This is a genomic window from Actinoallomurus sp. NBC_01490 (genome assembly GCF_036227085.1).
GTDB classification, from domain to species: Bacteria; Actinomycetota; Actinomycetes; order Streptosporangiales; family Streptosporangiaceae; genus Actinoallomurus; species Actinoallomurus oryzae.
On record NZ_CP109433.1, the window covers coordinates 6,797,266 to 6,814,107 of the forward strand.

15 protein-coding genes are annotated in these 16,842 nt (G+C 72.2%); 4 read left to right on the forward strand and 11 right to left on the reverse strand.

Features of this window, described 5'->3' with window-relative positions:
• Window positions 1–16: 16 nt before the first annotated feature.
• Window positions 17–2,986 (forward strand): glycoside hydrolase family 2 TIM barrel-domain containing protein, encoded by a 2,970-nt coding sequence (locus OG417_RS31775; RefSeq protein ID WP_329236348.1) that lies wholly within the window; start codon window positions 17–19, stop codon window positions 2,984–2,986.
• Between the two features lie 91 nt (window positions 2,987–3,077).
• Here OG417_RS31775 and OG417_RS31780 read toward each other — a convergent pair whose 3' ends face one another.
• Genes OG417_RS31780 through OG417_RS31805 form a run of 6 tightly spaced genes read right to left on the reverse strand, consistent with a single transcriptional unit; the run spans window position 3,078 to window position 8,742 of the window.
• A complete protein-coding gene (locus OG417_RS31780) occupies window positions 3,078–4,040 on the reverse strand; it encodes a 1-phosphofructokinase family hexose kinase (RefSeq protein ID WP_329236350.1) in 963 nt (320 codons plus the stop codon).
• Window positions 4,037–4,945 (reverse strand): carbohydrate kinase family protein, encoded by a 909-nt coding sequence (locus tag OG417_RS31785; protein ID WP_329236353.1) that lies wholly within the window; start codon window positions 4,943–4,945, stop codon window positions 4,037–4,039. Before OG417_RS31785 ends, OG417_RS31780 begins: the two co-directional genes overlap by 4 nt.
• A 37-nt stretch (window positions 4,946–4,982) precedes the next feature.
• The gene (locus tag OG417_RS31790; RefSeq protein WP_329236355.1) at window positions 4,983–5,828 is read right to left on the reverse strand and encodes a class I fructose-bisphosphate aldolase; all 846 of its coding nucleotides are present in this window, start codon (window positions 5,826–5,828) and stop codon (window positions 4,983–4,985) included.
• Between the two features lie 57 nt (window positions 5,829–5,885).
• Window positions 5,886–6,872: an ABC transporter substrate-binding protein gene (locus tag OG417_RS31795; protein ID WP_329236357.1), complete on the reverse strand. Its 987-nt coding sequence runs from the start codon at window positions 6,870–6,872 to the stop codon at window positions 5,886–5,888.
• 36 nt (window positions 6,873–6,908) lie between these two features.
• Window positions 6,909–7,922, reverse strand: coding sequence for an ABC transporter permease (locus OG417_RS31800; protein WP_329236358.1), 1,014 nt, complete (start codon window positions 7,920–7,922; stop codon window positions 6,909–6,911).
• A 55-nt stretch (window positions 7,923–7,977) separates the two neighbouring features.
• The gene (locus tag OG417_RS31805) at window positions 7,978–8,742 is read right to left on the reverse strand and encodes an ATP-binding cassette domain-containing protein (protein ID WP_329236361.1); all 765 of its coding nucleotides are present in this window, start codon (window positions 8,740–8,742) and stop codon (window positions 7,978–7,980) included.
• 215 nt (window positions 8,743–8,957) lie between these two features.
• On the opposite strand from OG417_RS31805, the gene OG417_RS31810 reads away from it, so the two are divergent.
• The 3 genes from OG417_RS31810 to OG417_RS31820 all read left to right on the forward strand — a co-directional run bounded on the left by OG417_RS31810 (window position 8,958) and on the right by OG417_RS31820 (window position 12,538).
• Window positions 8,958–10,361, forward strand: a complete 1,404-nt coding sequence (locus tag OG417_RS31810; RefSeq protein ID WP_329236363.1) for an FAD-binding oxidoreductase — start codon at window positions 8,958–8,960, stop codon at window positions 10,359–10,361.
• A 27-nt stretch (window positions 10,362–10,388) separates the two neighbouring features.
• Window positions 10,389–11,342 carry a YhfZ family protein gene (locus OG417_RS31815; protein ID WP_329236365.1) on the forward strand — a complete coding sequence of 318 codons (954 nt, stop codon included), beginning with the start codon at window positions 10,389–10,391 and terminating at the stop codon, window positions 11,340–11,342.
• A 137-nt stretch (window positions 11,343–11,479) separates the two neighbouring features.
• A complete protein-coding gene (locus tag OG417_RS31820) occupies window positions 11,480–12,538 on the forward strand; it encodes a 4-oxalomesaconate tautomerase (RefSeq protein ID WP_329236367.1) in 1,059 nt (352 codons plus the stop codon).
• Between the two features lie 34 nt (window positions 12,539–12,572).
• Here the strand turns inward: OG417_RS31820 and OG417_RS31825 are convergent, their stop codons facing one another.
• The 5 genes from OG417_RS31825 to OG417_RS31845 all read right to left on the reverse strand — a co-directional run bounded on the left by OG417_RS31825 (window position 12,573) and on the right by OG417_RS31845 (window position 16,508).
• The gene (locus tag OG417_RS31825) at window positions 12,573–13,238 is read right to left on the reverse strand and encodes a GntR family transcriptional regulator (RefSeq protein WP_329236369.1); all 666 of its coding nucleotides are present in this window, start codon (window positions 13,236–13,238) and stop codon (window positions 12,573–12,575) included.
• Window positions 13,239–13,319: 81 nt separating this feature from the next.
• Window positions 13,320–14,192, reverse strand: coding sequence for an ABC transporter ATP-binding protein (locus OG417_RS31830; protein ID WP_329236371.1), 873 nt, complete (start codon window positions 14,190–14,192; stop codon window positions 13,320–13,322).
• Window positions 14,189–14,977 carry an ABC transporter permease gene (locus OG417_RS31835; RefSeq protein WP_329236373.1) on the reverse strand — a complete coding sequence of 263 codons (789 nt, stop codon included), beginning with the start codon at window positions 14,975–14,977 and terminating at the stop codon, window positions 14,189–14,191. The genes OG417_RS31830 and OG417_RS31835 overlap by 4 nt, the downstream gene beginning before the upstream one ends.
• Window positions 14,974–15,792, reverse strand: a complete 819-nt coding sequence (locus OG417_RS31840) for an ABC transporter permease (protein WP_329236375.1) — start codon at window positions 15,790–15,792, stop codon at window positions 14,974–14,976. The genes OG417_RS31835 and OG417_RS31840 overlap by 4 nt, the downstream gene beginning before the upstream one ends.
• The gene (locus OG417_RS31845; protein ID WP_329236377.1) at window positions 15,789–16,508 is read right to left on the reverse strand and encodes an ABC transporter substrate-binding protein; all 720 of its coding nucleotides are present in this window, start codon (window positions 16,506–16,508) and stop codon (window positions 15,789–15,791) included. The genes OG417_RS31840 and OG417_RS31845 overlap by 4 nt, the downstream gene beginning before the upstream one ends.
• Window positions 16,509–16,842: the final 334 nt, after the last annotated feature.

Genomic DNA, 16,842 nt, shown 5'->3' on the forward strand with positions numbered 1-16,842 from the left:
TTCCCCGGAGGGAACCATGAAGCCGACCCGCCGTCCACGCCGCTGGGCGCTCGTGTCGATCGCCGCGCTGCTCACCGTGCCGGCCGCCGTACCTCGGGCGTCGGCGCGGCCGGCCGGGCAGCTCCGGTTCGTCCAGCCCACGCCGCACGACCTGAGCGGCCTCACCGACGTCGAGGTGACCGCGCCGGCCGGCACCACGGCCGTGCGCCTCTCGATGGACGACATCGCGTTCGCCGAGCTCACGGACCAGTACGCGAAGGGTACGGGCCTGCCGCCGATCTGGCGGACCGCCACGGACGCCGGCTGGTTCCCGCCCGGGCGCCACGTCCTGCGGGCCGAGGCGGACACGCCGAAGGGCGTCGCGACCACGACGATCACCGTGGTGACCCACCGGCCGGCGGCCGCGCCGGAGTCGGTGTCGCTCGACGGAGGCTGGGCGTTCGCCTCCGCCGCGGAGCTTCCCGACGGCGCGCTGGAGGGAGACCGCCCGCCCGCGGTACGGCCCGGATTCGACGACCCGGCGCTGACCACCGTGCTGGTGCCCGACTCGTTCGGCGCGGTCCGCGCCCGGTGGAACGACGACAACGGCCTGGTCGGCGTCTACCGGCGCACCGTCGACGTGCCGCGGAAGGCGAACGGCGAGCGGACCACGCTGGTGTTCGACTCCTGTTACTGGTCCTGCCGGGTGTTCGTCAACGGAGAACCGGTGGGCACGACCACCGGCGGGTACCTGCCCGCCCGGTTCGACGTCACCGACCACCTGCGCGCCGGGGCGAACACGGTGGCGGCCATCGTCGACAACCGGGCGGCCGAGGAGTTCGCCGTCAACGCACAGCTGTACTGGAACTGGGGCGGCATCCTCGCCGACGTCCACCTCGAACGGACCGCGCCGGCGGCGTTGCGCGGCTTCACCGCGCAGGGGGCCGCGGACGGCACGCTGACCCTGCGGCCCAGCGGGACCAACGCGACCGGCCGCGCTCAACGCGTCGACGCCACGGTCACCGTACGGGGCCCGGACGGCCGTGTCGCACTGCCTTCGCGGCAGGTCACCACGACGCTGCCGCCCGGCGTCCCCCAGGCCGACGGAACGCCGATCACACTCCACCTCGACCGGCCACGGCTGTGGGACCTCGACCATCCGACGCTGTACACCGTCGACCTGCGACCGCTCCACGGCGCCGGGCACCGGCTCACCGAACACACCGGCTTCCGCGACGTCACCACCCGGGGCCAGGACGTGCTGCTCAACGGCAGGCCCGTGGCGGACCTGCACGGCTTCAACCGGCACACCGACTATCCGGGGCTGGGCCGCGCCCAACCCGACGGGCTCGCCTACCGCGAACTGCGGCAGCTGCGCGACAAGGGGTTCCGCATCTTCCGGCCGGCGCACTATCCCACCACCCCCGGCGAGCTCGCCGCGGCCGACCGTCTCGGCCTCCTGGTCATCGAGGAGGTCAACGTCACCCAGCGGTACGACGCCACCGCGCTGTCCAGCCCGGAGATGGTGGCGTTCGGCACCTCGCAGCTGACCGGGATGATCCGGCGTGACCGCGGCCATCCGAGCATCATCGCCTGGTCCGTCGGCAACGAGAACGGCACCGACTCCACGCAGGGCGCGCAGTACGTCCGGCAGACCATCGCCCAGGGCAGGGCGCTCGACGACAGCAGGCTGTTCACTCACGTCACCGCCTGGCACACGGCCGACAAGGCCTACGCCTACGACGATCTGATCAGCGTCAACGACTACGACGGCTGGTACTACGGAGCCATCGACGACGTCGACGACACGCTGGACGCGATCGCGGCGATGGACGGCGGCAAACCCATGGTGCTGAGCGAGTACGGCGCCGAGGCGGTCAAGGGACACCTCGGCTACGGCAAGGGCACCGAGTACTACCAGGGCCTGCTCATCGACGGCTACAACCGGCTGCTCGACCGGCGACCGCATCTCCTCGGCCAGATGTACTGGACCTCCACCGAGTTCATGCTCGACCCCGACGGCAGCACGCCCGTCGCCGTGCCCGGCTTCCACAACAAGGGCCTGCAGACCTACTGGCGGGAGCCGAAGCTGGGGTGGCGGGTCATGTTCGCACCGATCCGGATCCGTCCGCTGCCGGTCCTGCAGCCGGGTGACGACGCCGAGCTGGCCGTGACCATCGACGACACCGGCCACCGGCGCACCCACGGGCGCCTGGTCGTCACGCCACCGGACGGATTCACCGTGACCGGCGGCGACACGCCGTTCACCGTGCCCGCGGGCGGCTCCACGACCGTGCACGTCACGCTGCGCGGGCACCTGGACGGCCTGGCCGCCCTACAGCCCGGACTGGTACGCGCGGTCGTGGACGGCGACACCGAGGCGCAGCCGCGTACCTTCCAGCTGCTCGCCGCGCCGCCGGCCGCGCCGTGGCATACCTTCGCCTCCACCGACGCCCACTTCATGCAGGCCGGCGACCGGCTCGGCGTCCTCGCCGCCGGCGCCGACACCTGGCAGGACGGCCACGCCGACGAGTACGGCACCGTGTACCGGCCCGGCGCGTTCACCGACCACGGCCAGGCGACGGTCCGCGTCGACTACCAGGAACCGGTGGACGACTTCGCCAAGGCCGGGCTCATGGTGCGCGACGACCTGACCGCGGCCGGCTCCTCCCCCGGCTATGTCGAGCTCAACCGCACACCCGGGCACGGCGTCTCGTTCGGCTGGGACGCCGACGGCAACGGCTACATCGACCACACGATCAAGAGCGGGGCGACCGCCCCGTCGCCGGTATGGCTGCGGCTGACCCGCGACGGCACCACCTACACCGCCGCCTACTCCGCCGACGGGAACACCTGGACGCGGCTGGGCCAGGCCACGGTCCCGCGAGCCGCCGCGAACCAGGACGTCGGCGTGTTCGGCTGCAGCCGCGCCGCGGGCAGTCCCGGACTGGCGGAGTTCAGCGCCTTCTCGCTCGCCGGCGGCCCGCTCTCCCCGACGGGCCGGTAGGACCTCGCCTCCGCCTCGGGCCATCGGCGGGAGGCGGGGCGTCCGGGTCACCGGCCCGGACGTCCACGGCCGCACGCGCGGGGACGGTCCGTCATCGGGTCAGGCGCACCTCGCCGAGTTCGCCCGCGACGGCCTCGGCGGTCACGTCCCCCGCCTCCAACACTCGGGTGTTGGCGCGGGCGGTGGCCGTGGCCAGGCGCAGCCGGTCGGTGATGTTCCCGTGCCGTGCCGGCTCCCGGCCGAACGCGCCGAGCCGGGCGGCCGCCCATCCCGCCGTGAAGGCGTCTCCGCTGCCCACCGGCAGCGGGTCGGGTACCGGGTCGTGGACCACCGTCAGCCGTTCGCCGTCCGGGCCCAGGCAGACCGCTCCCCGCCCGCCGAGCGTGACGACGACCGAGCGCGCGCCCGCGCGCCGGAGTGCGCCGGCCGCCGCCCACGGGTCCGGTTCGCGGTGGCCGGCGGCGCGCGCGGCCTCGGCGTGGTTGACCTTGAGCAGATCGGGCCCGGCCTCGATCGCGCCGCGTACGTGGGGGCCGTCGGAGTCGACGAGCACCTCCGCTCCGGCCGAGCGCGCCCGGCCGACGACGAACCCCAGAGCGTCGGCCGGCATGCCCGCGGGCACCCGGCCGGAGACGACCACGACGTCATCGTGGCCCAGCGCCGCGAACGCGTCCTCGGCGGCGCGGACGAAACGCGGCCAGATGGGCTCGAACACCGGCCGGACCGGCTCGTAGACCTCGGTCAGCTCTCCGGTCGTCTCGTCGAGCAGGCACGAGCACTGCCGCGTCTCGGCCCCGCCGTCCACCCAGGTCACCGCGAGGCCCTCCGCCTCGGCCAGCCGGCGGAGCCTCTCGCCGGTGCCGCCGCCGGCCAGCACGAGCGAGCGCACCGGTACGCCCAGGGCGCGGGCCGTGCGGGCGACGTTCAGGCCCTTGCCGCCGGCGCGTTCGACCACCGAGGACGGACGGTTGACCGCTCCGACGGCGAGCCTCGGAAGCCGCAGGTACCGGTCCAGCGACGGCGCGAGGCTCACGCACACCAGCGAGCCGGTCACCGGCGCACCGGCGCGGGTCCGTCCAGCAGCCCCGGGTCCAGGTCGGCGGTCATCGGTCCCTCGACGCCGATCACGTGCGCCGCGACCCGTACGCCCGCACCGGCCGCGGCCACCGGGGACGCACCGGCGATACTGGCCGCGATGAAGGCGGCGGCGAACGTGTCGCCCGCGCCGTCGGCGTCCACGACCTCCACCGGAACGGCGTCCAGACGCGTCGTGCTCCCCCGCTCGCGCACTTCGGCGCCGCCGGGCCCGTAGGTCGTGCACACCGTCGTGCCGGATTCGGCGATGCGGCCGGGGTCCAGCCCGAGCGCCTCCATCTCCCCCTCGCTCGGCAGCAGGACGTCGGCGTGGCCGATGGCCTCGACGAGCGCCGTCCGCGCGCCCTCGTCGAGCGCCTCCGGGCGTACGTTCGGGTCGACGGAGGTACGCGCCCCGGCGCGCCGCGCCCGGTCGAAGGCGGCCAGCGCGGTCGAGGCCAGCGGATCGCCGAAGACCAGGGCCGAGCCGGACAGGTGCACCCAGTCCGCGTGCTCCGGCAGCGTGCCGAGGTCGGCCTCGCGTACGGCGCCGGCGGCCGTGCCGCGTACGTCGAAGTCGAACTCGCGGTGCGCGTCGCCGCGATAGGTGATGCGCGCGCTGGCGGTTCTCAGGCCGGAGACCACCCGGAGGCCCTCCAGCCCGACGCCGGTGCGCTCGAAGGCGCGCCTCATCACCTGTCCGCGCTCGTCCGCGCCGACGCCTCCGACGAACCGCGTGTCCACGCCGAGCCCGGCGGCGACGTACGCCGCGATCGCCGGAGAACCGCTGGCCCACGGGCCGGTGAACGCCTGCCCGGTGTCTGTGCCACCGGCTCCCAGGTCGCGCTGGTAGGCCACGATGGCCTCACCGACGATGAGCAGCACAGACCTCTCCTTTCCTGGTCCGGTTCCGCGCGTGCGCTCAGAGGCGGGCCGCGGCCTGCTCGACGCTCCGGCCTTCGTGGACGATGTCGCGCAGTGCCTCCAGGATCGCCGCGGGACGCTCCGCGCGGAACACCCGGCGGCCGAACATCACGCCGGCCGCGCCGGCCGCGATCGAGTCGTGCGCGAGACGCAGCGTGGACAGGGCGTCGTCACCGCCGGGACCACCGGCGACGAGCACCGGTGCGGGGCAGCCCTCCACCACCGGGGTGAAGTCGTCCACCGATCCGTTCCAGACCACCTTGACCAGGTCGGCGCCGATGTCGGCCGAGATCCGGCAGTACAGCGAGAGCACATCGGTGGAGAGGTGCTCCGCGCCCTCGCTCTCCAGGGCGGAGCGCGGCTCGATGATGACGCCGATCCCCGCCTTCGCCGCGTCTCGTACGATGCGGGCGTTGCGCTCGATCTCGTCGCGTTCGAGGCGGCTGTCCCGCTGGCCGATGTAGAGGTAGGTCATCACGGCGTCGATCCCCGCGGCGGCCACCTCCTCCAGCGTGGCGAGCTGGGCCAGGACGCCCTCGCTCCGGCCGTCCGCTCCCGGCGTGTAGATCCGCCTGCCGTGGTTCTTCCAGTCCAGGTGCAGGACCGGCGCGGGCCGGCCCCGGCCGACGTAGAAGTCCTCAAGGAGCGGCAGCATGCCGGGCGTCACCATCACGCCGTCGGCGGCGTCGAGTTCGCCGAAGACCGACCGCATCTCGGCGGTGGTGCGCAGCCCGGCCGGCGGACCGCTCATCACGCCGTGCGAGGCGGCCACCACCACGCTCCGGCCGGTCGCGGGGGACAGCAGCCGGCCCAGCCGGATCTTCTTACCGGTTCGGGAGTCCATCGATGCCTTTCTCCAGTGTCACGGGCGGCCGTCCGGCCGCGGGGCCGATCGGCGGTGTCAGCCCGCCGGGCAGGTGAAGCTGTAGAGGTACTTCTTCACCTCGGGGGTCTGCAGGTTGTCCTTGGTGGCGACCAGGGCGCCGGTCTCGGTCTTCTTCCGCACGGGGGCGCCGGTGAGCGCGTTGACCGCCTCGGTGGCGGCGGCGACGCCCTCGTCGTAGGGCTTGAGCACGACCTGCGCGGCGACCTGGCCGTCCTGGATCTGCTTGATCCCCGGCGGGTTCGCGTCGAACCCGACGACGGTGACCGCGCTGCTCTTGTTCGCCGACTTCAGCGCCGAGACGGTCCCCTCGGTGTTGAACGCGGCGGTGGAGAACACGCCGGCCAGGTCGGGGTGTTTCGCCAGGGTCCCGGACACGATGGAGGCGGCGGTCTGCACGCTGTTGTTGGAGTACTGCTGGCCGAGGTACCTCAGCTTCGACGCCGCCGCGAGCCCCTGGGCGAAGCCCTTGGCGCGGTCGTCGGTCGTGGTGACGCCGGCCGAGAGGTTGACGGTGAGCACCGAGCCCTGCCGGCCGCCGAGCAGCTTCACCAGCGTCTGCGCGGCGACCTTGCCCGCCTCGACGTTGTCGGAGGTGACCTGGGCCTCGGCCAGTGAGGGGTCCTGGAGGGTCGTGTCGACGAGCACGACCTTGATGCCCTGGCTGGTGGCCCGCTTGAGCGGGGCGTACAGGGCCTTGCTGTCGGTGGGGGCGATGATGATGACGTCGGGTTTCGTGGCGATGACCGCCTGGACGATGGGCACCTGGTCGGCGGGCGTGAACGACTTGGGCGCCTGGACCTTCACGCTCGACCCGGTCTTCTTGGCGGCGGCCTGGATTCCGCAGGCCACCGAGCCATAGTAGGCGTCGTTGGCGACACCGGGAACGAATGCGATCTTGAACGGGGCCTTGGCCCGGGAGGCGCCGCCGGAGCCGCAGGCGGCCAGCCCGGCGGTGGCGGCTGCCAGGGCGAGCGCCGCGGCCATTCCGCTGCGTACGCGCATGGGGGTTCCTTTCTCGAGACCGGTGTGGTGGTGCGGTCAGCCCGCGGCGCGGTGGCGTCGTCGTAGCTGGTCGAGGTAGACGGCGACGACGAGGACGACGCCGACGGCGAAGTCGCGCCAGAAGGAGTTGAGGCCGACGATCACCAGGCCGTTGGACAGGACCGCGGGGATGAGCGCGCCGATGACGCTGCCGAAGACGGTGCCGACGCCGCCGAACAGGCTGGTGCCCCCGATGACGACCGCGGCGATGACGTTGAGGTTGTCGGTCGCGTGCCCCGACAGGGTGGTCGAGCCGAACTCGGCGTAGCTGAGGATCCCGGCGAGGCCGGCGAGGGTGCCCGCCAGCGCGTACACGCTCAGCAGGTGCCGGTCCACGTTGATGCCGGCCCGGCGCGCCGCCTCGGCGTTGGAGCCGATCGCGTACGTCCGCCGGCCGTACCGGGTGATCGCGAGTACCACACCGCCGAGCAGCGCGATGACCAGCGCGACGAGGACGAGGTACGGCACGCCGGCGAGACGGCCGACGCCGAGGGTGTCGACGAGCTCGTTCGGGATGTCCTTGAGGTCGTTGCCGTCGCTGAGCACCTGCGCGAGCCCCTGCGCCGCGCCGAACGAGCCCAGCGTGGCGATCAGCGGGGGCACCCGGAGTCGGGTGACCACCAAGCCGTTGACGATCCCCCACGCGGTGCCCGCCGCGACCGCGACGAGCACGCCGACCAGGCTGACGCCGACGCCCTGCCCGCCCATCGCCCGCATGACCATCCCGGAGACCACTCCGGAGAAGACGAGCACCGAGCCGACGGACAGGTCGACCCCACCGGTGATCAGGACGAAGGTCGCGCCCACGCCCATCACGATCAGCAGGGAGGCGCTGATGAGGATGTTGCTGAGGTTCTCCAGCGTCAGGAACGAGCCCACGTCGCTGACCGAGAACACCACCACGATGATCAGCAGGATGGCGGTGATGTCGGTCGCCGACCCGAGCAGGAGCCGGCGCCGCCGGGGACGACTCTGACCGGGCGCGGTGGGAGCCGAGGTACGGGTGGTCATGACTCCTCCTTCATCGGAGGAGTGACCAGGCTCGCGTGTTCGTTGATTCGCTCGCTCATGCGGCCTCCTCCTGGGTGAACGCGCCGGTCATCGCGCCGACGACCTGCTCCTCATCGGTCTCGGCGGTGACGAACCGGGCGACGCGGCGGCCGAGCCGGAGCACCTCGATCCGGTCGGAGACCGCCATGACGTCGGGCAGGCTGTGGCTGATGAGGACCACGGACCGGCCCGAGTCGCGGACGGTGCGGATCAGGTCGAGCACCGCGCGGGTCTGGGGCACGCCGAGGGCGGCCGTGGGCTCGTCCATCACGACGAGGCGGTCGGCCCAGGTCACCGCGCGGGCGACCGCGACGCTCTGCCGCTGACCTCCGGACAGCGTCGCGACCGGCGCGGACGAATCCTTGATCGACACCTTCAGGTCCTTGAGGACCCGTTCGGCGTGCTCCGCCATGGCCTTCTTCGCCAGCACCCCGAGCCTCCCGAGCAGCCCGGGGGCGGGCAGCTCGCGGCCGAGGTAGAGGTTGGCGGCCGTGTCGAGATCCGGTGCCAGCGCCAGGTCCTGGTAGACGGTCTGGACGCCGAGCGCCTGGATCTCCCGTGGCGGGAGGCCGTCGATCCGCCGGCCGCCGAGCATCACCTGGCCGGCGTCCGGGGCGTGGACGCCGCAGATGGTCTTGATGAGCGTGCTCTTGCCCGCCCCGTTGTCACCCATGAGGGCGACGACCTCGCCCGGACGTACGGAGAAGGCGGCGCCCCGTAGGGCCTCGACCGCCCCGAACCGTTTGACGATGCCCCGTGCCTCGAGCAGGAGAGCGCTCATCGGCCTGACTCCTCGTTGGCTGTGTTCGATCAGAAAACTGATTACCGGACTGTAGGAACCCCCTTCTGCCAGTGTCAAGTACTGGGCTGATGTCGGTTTTTTCCACCGATCGGCATCTGCTTGACAACTCAGAAAGTTGAGTATTAGCTGCCTGGCGTGCCTCGTCCGCAGGCACGTCGACATCGAAGGCCCGCCTCATCGAACCGGGAGCCGCCATGCCTGAGTCCGCCTTGGTCGAGCACCTCCGCCGTGCCGTCGGCACCGAGGCGGTGCGGACCGACGCCGCCGAACTCGACGCGCGCAGCCACGACACGTGGCCGGTCGCGACGGTGTGGGCCAGGCTCGGCCGGCATCCCCACCGGCCCGACGTCGTCGTACGCGCCGACAGCGTGGAGGCGGTCGTGGCGACGGTACGGACCGCGACCGAGCACCGGACGCCCGTCACGCCCTGGGGCCTCGGATCGTCGGTGACGGGGCAGCCGCTCCCGGTGCGCGGCGGCATCGTGCTCGACCTGTCCGGGCTCGTCGGTGAGCCGTCGCTCAATGAGATCGACCACACGGTCACCGTGCCCGCCGGAGTGCGGGGCTCCGACCTGGAGGCCTGGCTGGACCGGCGCGGCTACACGCTGAACCACTCGCCGCAGTCGCTGGCCCGCTCCACCGTGGGCGGCTGGCTGGCCACCCGCGCCACCGGCCAGTTCTCCAGCCGCTACGGCGGCATCGAGGACCTCGTCGTCGGCTACCAGGTGGTCCTGGCCGACGGCACGGTCGCCCAGGTCGAACAGCGGCCGAGGGCCGCGATGGGGCCGGACCTGCGCGCCGTGTTCCTCGGCTCGGAGGGCACGCTCGGCATCATCACCGCGGTGACGCTCAAGATCTTCTCCCGGTCGCCGTACCGGTCGCTGGAGGCGTTCACGCTGCCCTCGGTCACGGCCGGTCTCACGGTGATGCGCACCATCGGCCAGGCCGGTCTGCGCCCCGCGCTCGTACGGTTCTACGACGCCGCCGAGGCGCGTCACGCGGTGCCGCACGGCCCGGACGGCTCACCGGTGCTGTTCCTCGGCCACGAGGGGATCGGCGACGTCGCCCGCGCCGAGCACGCGGCGTCGGCCGACGTCGTCCTGGCCGCCGGCGGCGTGAGCCTCGGCACGGAACCGGTCGACGCCTGGATGGCCCGCCGGTACGACTTCTCCACCATCGAGGCACGTCTCGCCGAGCCCGGCGGGTACGCCGAGACGATCGAGGTCGCGAACCTCTGGTCCCGCCTGGAGCCGATGTACGACGACCTCCGGCGCGAGCTGACCCCCCTGGCGGAGGAGACCCTCGGCCACTTCTCCCACATCTACGACCAGGGCTCGTCGCTCTATCTGATCCTCCTCGGCCGCGCCGAGGAGGATCAGGCCGCGCTCTCGCGGCTGGAGGAGATCTGGGCCCGCGCGATGAAGGTCGTCGTGGCGCACCACGGTGAGGTCTCCCACCACCACGGCGGAGGGCTCGCCCGGCAGCCCTGGGTCGTGCGGTCACTGGGCGGCGGACATGAGATCCTGCGACGTATCAAGGACGCGCTCGATCCCGGTCATCTCCTCAACCCCGGCAAGCTCGGCCTTGACTCGGAATAGGAAACGACGCCAGCCACGATGAGGTCCATGACCACCCGGAAGACCGCGAACTCCTTCACCAAACCCGATGTCGTCGTCGCCGTCGCGCGGATGCTGCTGACCCGCGAGGTCGGCCAGCGCATCCCGACGCTCGCCGAGCTGCAGACGCGTGCCGGAGCCGGCACCGGCACCGTCGTGAAGGCTCTGCGGGCCATGGAGGACGACGGCGCCGTCCGGCTGGAGCCGCGCGGCCGCCACGGCACCATCGTCGTCGGCCGGGACGTCGGCCGGCTGTGGAACGCCGCCGACCTCGGCAACTTCCGGCTGGTGATGCCGCCGCCCGGCCCCGTCGAGCAGCAGGGCACGCTCGAGGTCGTCCAGGACACACTGCGTCGCCTCGGCGTGGCGCTCGTCGTCGACTTCCTGCGCGGCGCGGAGAACCGGTTGACCGAGGTCCACCAGGAGCGGGCGCACGCGACGCTCACCTCGGCCGGCGCGCTGGAGCACCACCGCGAGACGCTGCCCGGGCTGCTCGGCGCCGACCTCGGGCCGAACACCTTCTACTCCCCCGGCTCACTGGTCGTCGTCGAGCACCGTGACCGGCCGCCGCGCGACCCGCTCGTGGTGGGCATCGACCGCTCCTCCTACGACCACGAACACCTCAGCCGCCAGGCCTTCGCCGGACGCAGCGTGCGGTTCGCCGACTGCTCGTTCGTGCGCGCCCCGGCGGCGGTCCTCGCCAGCGACATCGACACGGCGATCTGGCACGCCATGCCCACCGTGATCCCGCCCGAGCTGGCCGGCCTGACGCTGCGTCCGCTCGACCTCGGCGGCGGCCAGGAGGGTTCGGACCGCATCTGCCGCGCCGTGCTCGTCACCCGCGCGAACGACGCTTGCACGAACGCCCTGCTCCGGGCGGTTCGCCCGGCGTCGATCACCCGGCGCCAGAACGAGCTGCTCCAGGCCGCCGACGACGAGCCCGGCCGCCTCTGGCCCCGCTGACCCCAGGACCCGGCCTCGTAGCGGCCACCACCGACGCCAGGATCGCGAGCAGGATTGTTGACAATTTTGCAGCCAGATTGGCATCATGAGCCGGGACGCTCGGCCTGTCCCGGACCTGTGGCGAGGAAGGGGTCGCGATGTGTGCCGACGGCATCCGTTGCATGGTGATGCGCGGCGGGACGTCCAAGGGCGCCTACTTCCTGGCCGAGGACCTGCCCGCGGACCCCGCCGAACGTGATCGGCTGCTGCTGCGGGTGATGGGCACGCCCGATCCCCGGCAGATCGACGGCATCGGCGGCGCGCACCCGCTGACCAGCAAGGTCGCGGTCGTGTCCCGGGCCGGTGAGCCCGGCGTCGACGTCGACTACCTGTTCCTGCAGCTCGGGGTCGACGAGCCGACGGTGTCCGACCGGCAGAACTGCGGCAACATCCTGGCCGGCATCGGGCCGTTCGCGGTCGAACGCGGGCTGGTCGCGGCCGGGCCGGAGCGTACGAGTGTGCGGATCCGGATGGTCAACTCCGGCGGCGTCGTCACCGCGACGTTCCCCACGCCCGGCGGCTCGCCCCGCTACGACGGGGACACCGCGATCTCCGGCGTACCCGGGACGGCGGCCCCGATCATCCTGAACTTCGAGAACACCGAGGGCTCCGCCTGCGGCGCGCTGCTGCCGACCGGGAACGTCCGCGACGAGGTCGACGGCGTCCAGGTCACCTGCGTCGACAACGGCATGCCCGTCGTCGTCGCCGCGGCGTCCGATCTGGGCATCACCGGCCATGAGGCCGCCGACGAACTGGCGGCCGACGCGGCACTGCGCGAGCGGATCCAGTCGCTGCGGCTGCGAGCCGGGAGGCTGATGGGGCTGGGTGACGTGTCCGCCGGTTCCGTCCCCAAGACGACGCTGGTGGCGCCGCCCCGCGAGGGCGGGATGATCTGCACGCGCACCTTCATCCCGCTGCGCGTGCACACCTCGATCGGCGTGCTGGGCGCGGTCACGGTGGCGACCGCGCTGCTGATGGACGGCGCCGTCGGGCACGACCTCGCCCGGCCGCCGGCACCGGGAGCGCCGATGAGCATCGAGCATCCCACCGGCCGGCTGGACGTCGAGGTCGAGCTCGACGGGACGTCGGTACGGCGGTCCAGCATCGTCCGCACGGCCCGCAAGCTCCTGGACGGCACCGTCTTTCCCCGGAGGTAGACGCCGGCGGACACGCGCCGATCGGCGGATCCGGTCAGGCCGGGACGGAGCGCAGCGCCTTGATGACGCTGGTCAGGTGGGCACGTGCCGCCCGCTCGGCCGCCTCCGGCGCGCGGGCGCAGATCGCTTCGATGATGGCGTGGTGCTCGGCCAGCGAGACGTTCGGGCGGCCGGGCACCAGAGCCAGCTGGAACTGGTGCCGGACGTTCTGTGCGCGCAGCCGCCGCAGCACCTCGGCGGCGGTGTGCTGACCGCTGATCTCGATGATCCGCCTGTGCAGGGCCTTGTTCAGCTCGGAGTACTGCAGCACGTGACCGTCCGCGACGGCGACGCGCATGGCCTCGTCGATGCCGCGCAGGTCGGCGATCTGCTCGTCGGTGGCGTGCTCGGCGGCCTTGGCGGCGCACAGGCCCTCCACGACCCTGCGGACTTCGGAGATCTCGATCGCCTCGTCGAGGGTGACGGCGCGGACGCGGGCCCCGCGGTGCTGGATCCGCTCGACCAGGCCCTCGTTGGTCAGCTCGAACAGCGCCGCGCGTACGCCGCCCCGGCTGACGCCGAACTGCTCGGACAGGTCCGCCTCGACCAGGCGCTGGTTGGGCGCGAAGTCCCCGCGGACGATCGCCGTCCGGATCGCCGCGGTGATGTCGATGCGTTCGGCGTTCCGGTCGGCGGCCGTGGTCTGCTCGTGCGTTGGCATGCTTCCTCGCTCGCGGGCACGTCAGCGACCCGCCCTGTGTCCACCACGTGGGCCGTCGGAGGTCTCGAAGATCGAAGGCGATTATAGGAACCGGCCGCTCCGGCGGAGCCCGCCGTCGTTTCCGGGCCTTCGGTCCGCCGGCCGATGGCCTTCCTTCGCCTGCTGGATGAGTTGGTAGATGTGGGCCCGCAGTTCGGCGAAGCGGGGGTCGGAGCGCGTGGTGAGCTGGTCACGCTCGTCCGGCAGATCGATACCGACCTCCTCCAGTACGACCGTCGGCGAGCTCGACAGCACGATGACGCGCCGCGCCAGGTAGACCGACTCGTCGATGTCGTGGGTGACGAACAGGACCGTGACTCCGAGGCGCTTCCAGAGGGCGCGTACGAGGTCTTCGAGCTCGGCGCGGGTCTGGGCGTCCACGGCGGCGAAGGGCTCGTCCATCAGCAGGATGCGGGGTTCGTAGGCGACCGCCCGCGCGATGGCCACGCGCTGCTGCATGCCTCCCGACAGCTGCCAGGGGTGGGCGTCGTGCACCTCGGCCAGGCCGACGGCCTCCAGCGCCTCCCGTACGAGCCGCTGCCGCTCGGCCCTGGGGACCTTCTTCTCCTTCAGCGGACGCTCGACGTTCTGGCGCACGGTCATCCAGGGAAAGAGGCTCCGGCCGTACTCCTGGAAGACCACGGCCATTCCCACCGGCGGGGCGGTCACCTTCCGCCCTTCGAGCACCACCTCTCCGGACGTGCAGTCCAGGAGGCCGGCGACGCATCGCAGCAGGGTGGTCTTGCCCGCGCCGGACGGCCCGACGATGCAGACCAGCTCGCCCGCGCCGACGGTGAACGTCAGGTCGCTGACCGCTTCGACGCCGCGGCCCCTGCCCGGGTAGACCTTTCTCAGCGCGCGGACGTCCAGCAGCGTGGAGGTGCCCTCCGCGGTCCCGGTCGGTGTGGTCGTCATCTCGGACCCTTTCGCTGTGCGCGGCGCAGACCGGTGTACCAGCTCAGCACCCGGGCCTCGATCACCTGGAAGACGGCCGACAGGGCGATGCCGATCAGCCCGAGCAGGATGATCCCGCTCCACATCTGCGGGATCGAGAAGCTGCGCTGGAACTGGATGATGGTGAAGCCCACGCCGTTGCTCGCGGCGAACATCTCGCTGATCACCATCAGGATGATCCCGATGGACAGCGCCTGCCGCGCGCCGGCGGCGATCTGCGGGCTCGCTCCCCGCAGGACCAGGTGGACGAGCCGCGCGTGCGGGCGCATCCGGTAGCAGCGGGCGGTGTCGCTCAGGACCTCGTCGAGCGCGCGCACGCCCTCGACGGTGTTCAGCAGGATCGGCCACACGCATCCCGAGACGATCACCAGGACCTTCATCTCGTTCCCGATGCCGGCGAACAGCATCAGGATCGGCACCAGGACGGGCGAGGGGATCGCCCGGAAGAACTCCAGCACCGGCTCCAGCAGGGCGCGGAGCACGCGCACCGAGCCGATCGCGACGCCGAGGCCCACCCCCAGCACCAGCGCCAGGGCGTAGCCGGCGAGCAGCCGGAGCACGCTGGGCAGCACGTCGGTGGTGAGCCGGCCGTGGAACCAGGTGTCGTCGAACGTGCCCAGGATCTGGCGCAGCGGCGGCCAGAAGAAGTCGGTGCTGTGCGCCGTCGCCAGCCACCACGCCGCCACGAGGAGCACCGGGACGGCGAGCAGGAGGACGCCCCTCCGCGCCAGGCTCACGACACTCACGAGACCACCTCCCGCCGGACCGACGGATGCCACCGCAGCACCCGGCGCTCGACGGCGCGCACGCCCACGTTGACGACGACGCCGATCAGCCCGACGACGATCACCAGCGCGTACATCGTGGGGACCGCGTCCGAGCTCTGCGCCACGGCGATCCGCTTGCCGAGTCCCGGCGACCCGATGACCAGCTCGCCGGTGATCTCCAGGATCAGCGCGACGGCCGCCCCGAGCCGGAACCCGGTCATCGCGTACGGCAGGGCGGTCGGCCAGATGACCGTGCGCACCTGCGTCAGCGGGCGGAAACGGTAGGAGCGCGCGGTCTCGCGGGCCACCGGGTCCACGTCCCGCACGCCGTACAGGACCTGCACGAGCACCTGCCAGAAGGAGGCGTAGACGACCAGCAGGAGCGTCGAGCGCATGGCGGTGCCGTAGAGCAGCACGGCCAGCGGAATCAGCGCCACCGACGGGATCGGGCGCAGGAACTCGATCGTCGAGGTCATCGCCGCCCGCACTCCCGGAAGGCCGCCGATCAGAATGCCCAGCACCACGCCCGCGACGGTGGCGATCACCAGTCCGATCGCCCAGCCGCGCAGCGTCTCCAGCAGGGCGCGCCAGAACCCTCCGGTCCCGGCCTCGTCGGCCAGCGCGGAGACCATCGTGCTGAACGGCGGCAGGAACCGCTCGCGCACCAGGCCCGTCCGGGGCACCAGCTCCACGACCGCCATCAGCCCGGCGAGGCCGACCGGGCCGAGCGCCCAGGCGGGCACGGAGCGGTGACGGCGTCCGCCCCGGCCGTCGCCCGTCGCGTCCGCCGTCACGGCAGCAGGTCCTTGACGTCCGGCGTCTTGGTGATCAGCCCGTCCTGGGCGGCGAGCCTCTCCAGGGTCTGCAGCCCGGCGCCGTTGACCTGCGCCGGATACTTCGGCAGCGTGAGCGCGCTCGCCACCGACGGGTCGATCTTCGTGTAGCCGCCCAGGACCTTGCGCACCGCGTCCGGATTCGCGTCCGCGTACCGCAGGGACTTCTGCATCGCCGCGGTGAACCGCTTGACCAGGTCGGGCTTTGACCCGGCGGTCTTCTGCGAGGTGAAGTACGCGGCGATGGTGAGGTTCGGGGCGGTGTCGACGTAGTTGGAGGCGACCAGCCGCCCGCCGTTCTTCAGCGCGGTGGTGAGGAAGGGCTCGACGACCTGGATCGCGTCGACGTCGCCCTTGTCCAGGGCGGCCTGCATGTCCGGGAACGCCAGCTCGGTGAACTTCACGTTGTTCGCGTCACCGCCCGCGGCCCGGATCGACGCCCGGACGGTGGTGTCGTTGATGTTGTTCAGGGTGTTGACCGCGACGCGCTTGCCGACGAGGTCCTTGGCCGTCTTGACCGGGCTGCCGGACTTCACGACCACCCCGCCGAAGTCCTTGCCCTTGACGCCGGTCGAGGCGTTGCCCGACGCGACGACCTTGAGCGGCAGCCCCTTGGACCGGGCGATGATCAGCGACGTGTAGTTGCTGAACCCGAAGTCGACCTGCCCGCTGACCACGGCCGGCACCATCGCCGCGCCCCCCCTGGGCCGTCTCGATCCGGAGTTTCAGCCCCTGCTCGGCGAAGAACCCCTGCTGGTTCCCCAGGTAGACCGGCGCCACGTCGACGATGGGAATGACGCTGACCTTCACCGTGGTCGGGCCCTTGCCGGAAGAGTCGGAGCCCTCCCCCGATCCGCACGCGGCGAGGAGGAGTACGGAGGCTGCGGCCAGAGCCGCGCGGATTCTTGTCACGGTGCTCTCCGGGACGTCGGTCGAGAGGAGTGTTGACGTCGGCAGTCGGCACGACCGGACCTCCGGGTCGGCGTGTCGTCGGCCGCCCCACCGGCACGG

What these genes read in the sequence shown, in the direction of transcription:
- OG417_RS31775 (WP_329236348.1), top strand. Translation starts at nt 17, where the DNA reads ATGAAGCCGACCCGCCGTCCACGCCGCTGGGCGCTCGTGTCGATCGCC.
- OG417_RS31790 (WP_329236355.1), bottom strand. Translation starts at nt 5,828, where the DNA reads ATGGACTCCCGAACCGGTAAGAAGATCCGGCTGGGCCGGCTGCTGTCC.
- OG417_RS31795 (WP_329236357.1), bottom strand. Translation starts at nt 6,872, where the DNA reads ATGCGCGTACGCAGCGGAATGGCCGCGGCGCTCGCCCTGGCAGCCGCC.
- OG417_RS31800 (WP_329236358.1), bottom strand. Translation starts at nt 7,922, where the DNA reads ATGACCACCCGTACCTCGGCTCCCACCGCGCCCGGTCAGAGTCGTCCC.
- OG417_RS31805 (WP_329236361.1), bottom strand. Translation starts at nt 8,742, where the DNA reads ATGAGCGCTCTCCTGCTCGAGGCACGGGGCATCGTCAAACGGTTCGGG.
- OG417_RS31810 (WP_329236363.1), top strand. Translation starts at nt 8,958, where the DNA reads ATGCCTGAGTCCGCCTTGGTCGAGCACCTCCGCCGTGCCGTCGGCACC.
- OG417_RS31815 (WP_329236365.1), top strand. Translation starts at nt 10,389, where the DNA reads ATGACCACCCGGAAGACCGCGAACTCCTTCACCAAACCCGATGTCGTC.
- OG417_RS31820 (WP_329236367.1), top strand. Translation starts at nt 11,480, where the DNA reads ATGTGTGCCGACGGCATCCGTTGCATGGTGATGCGCGGCGGGACGTCC.
- OG417_RS31825 (WP_329236369.1), bottom strand. Translation starts at nt 13,238, where the DNA reads ATGCCAACGCACGAGCAGACCACGGCCGCCGACCGGAACGCCGAACGC.
- OG417_RS31830 (WP_329236371.1), bottom strand. Translation starts at nt 14,192, where the DNA reads ATGACGACCACACCGACCGGGACCGCGGAGGGCACCTCCACGCTGCTG.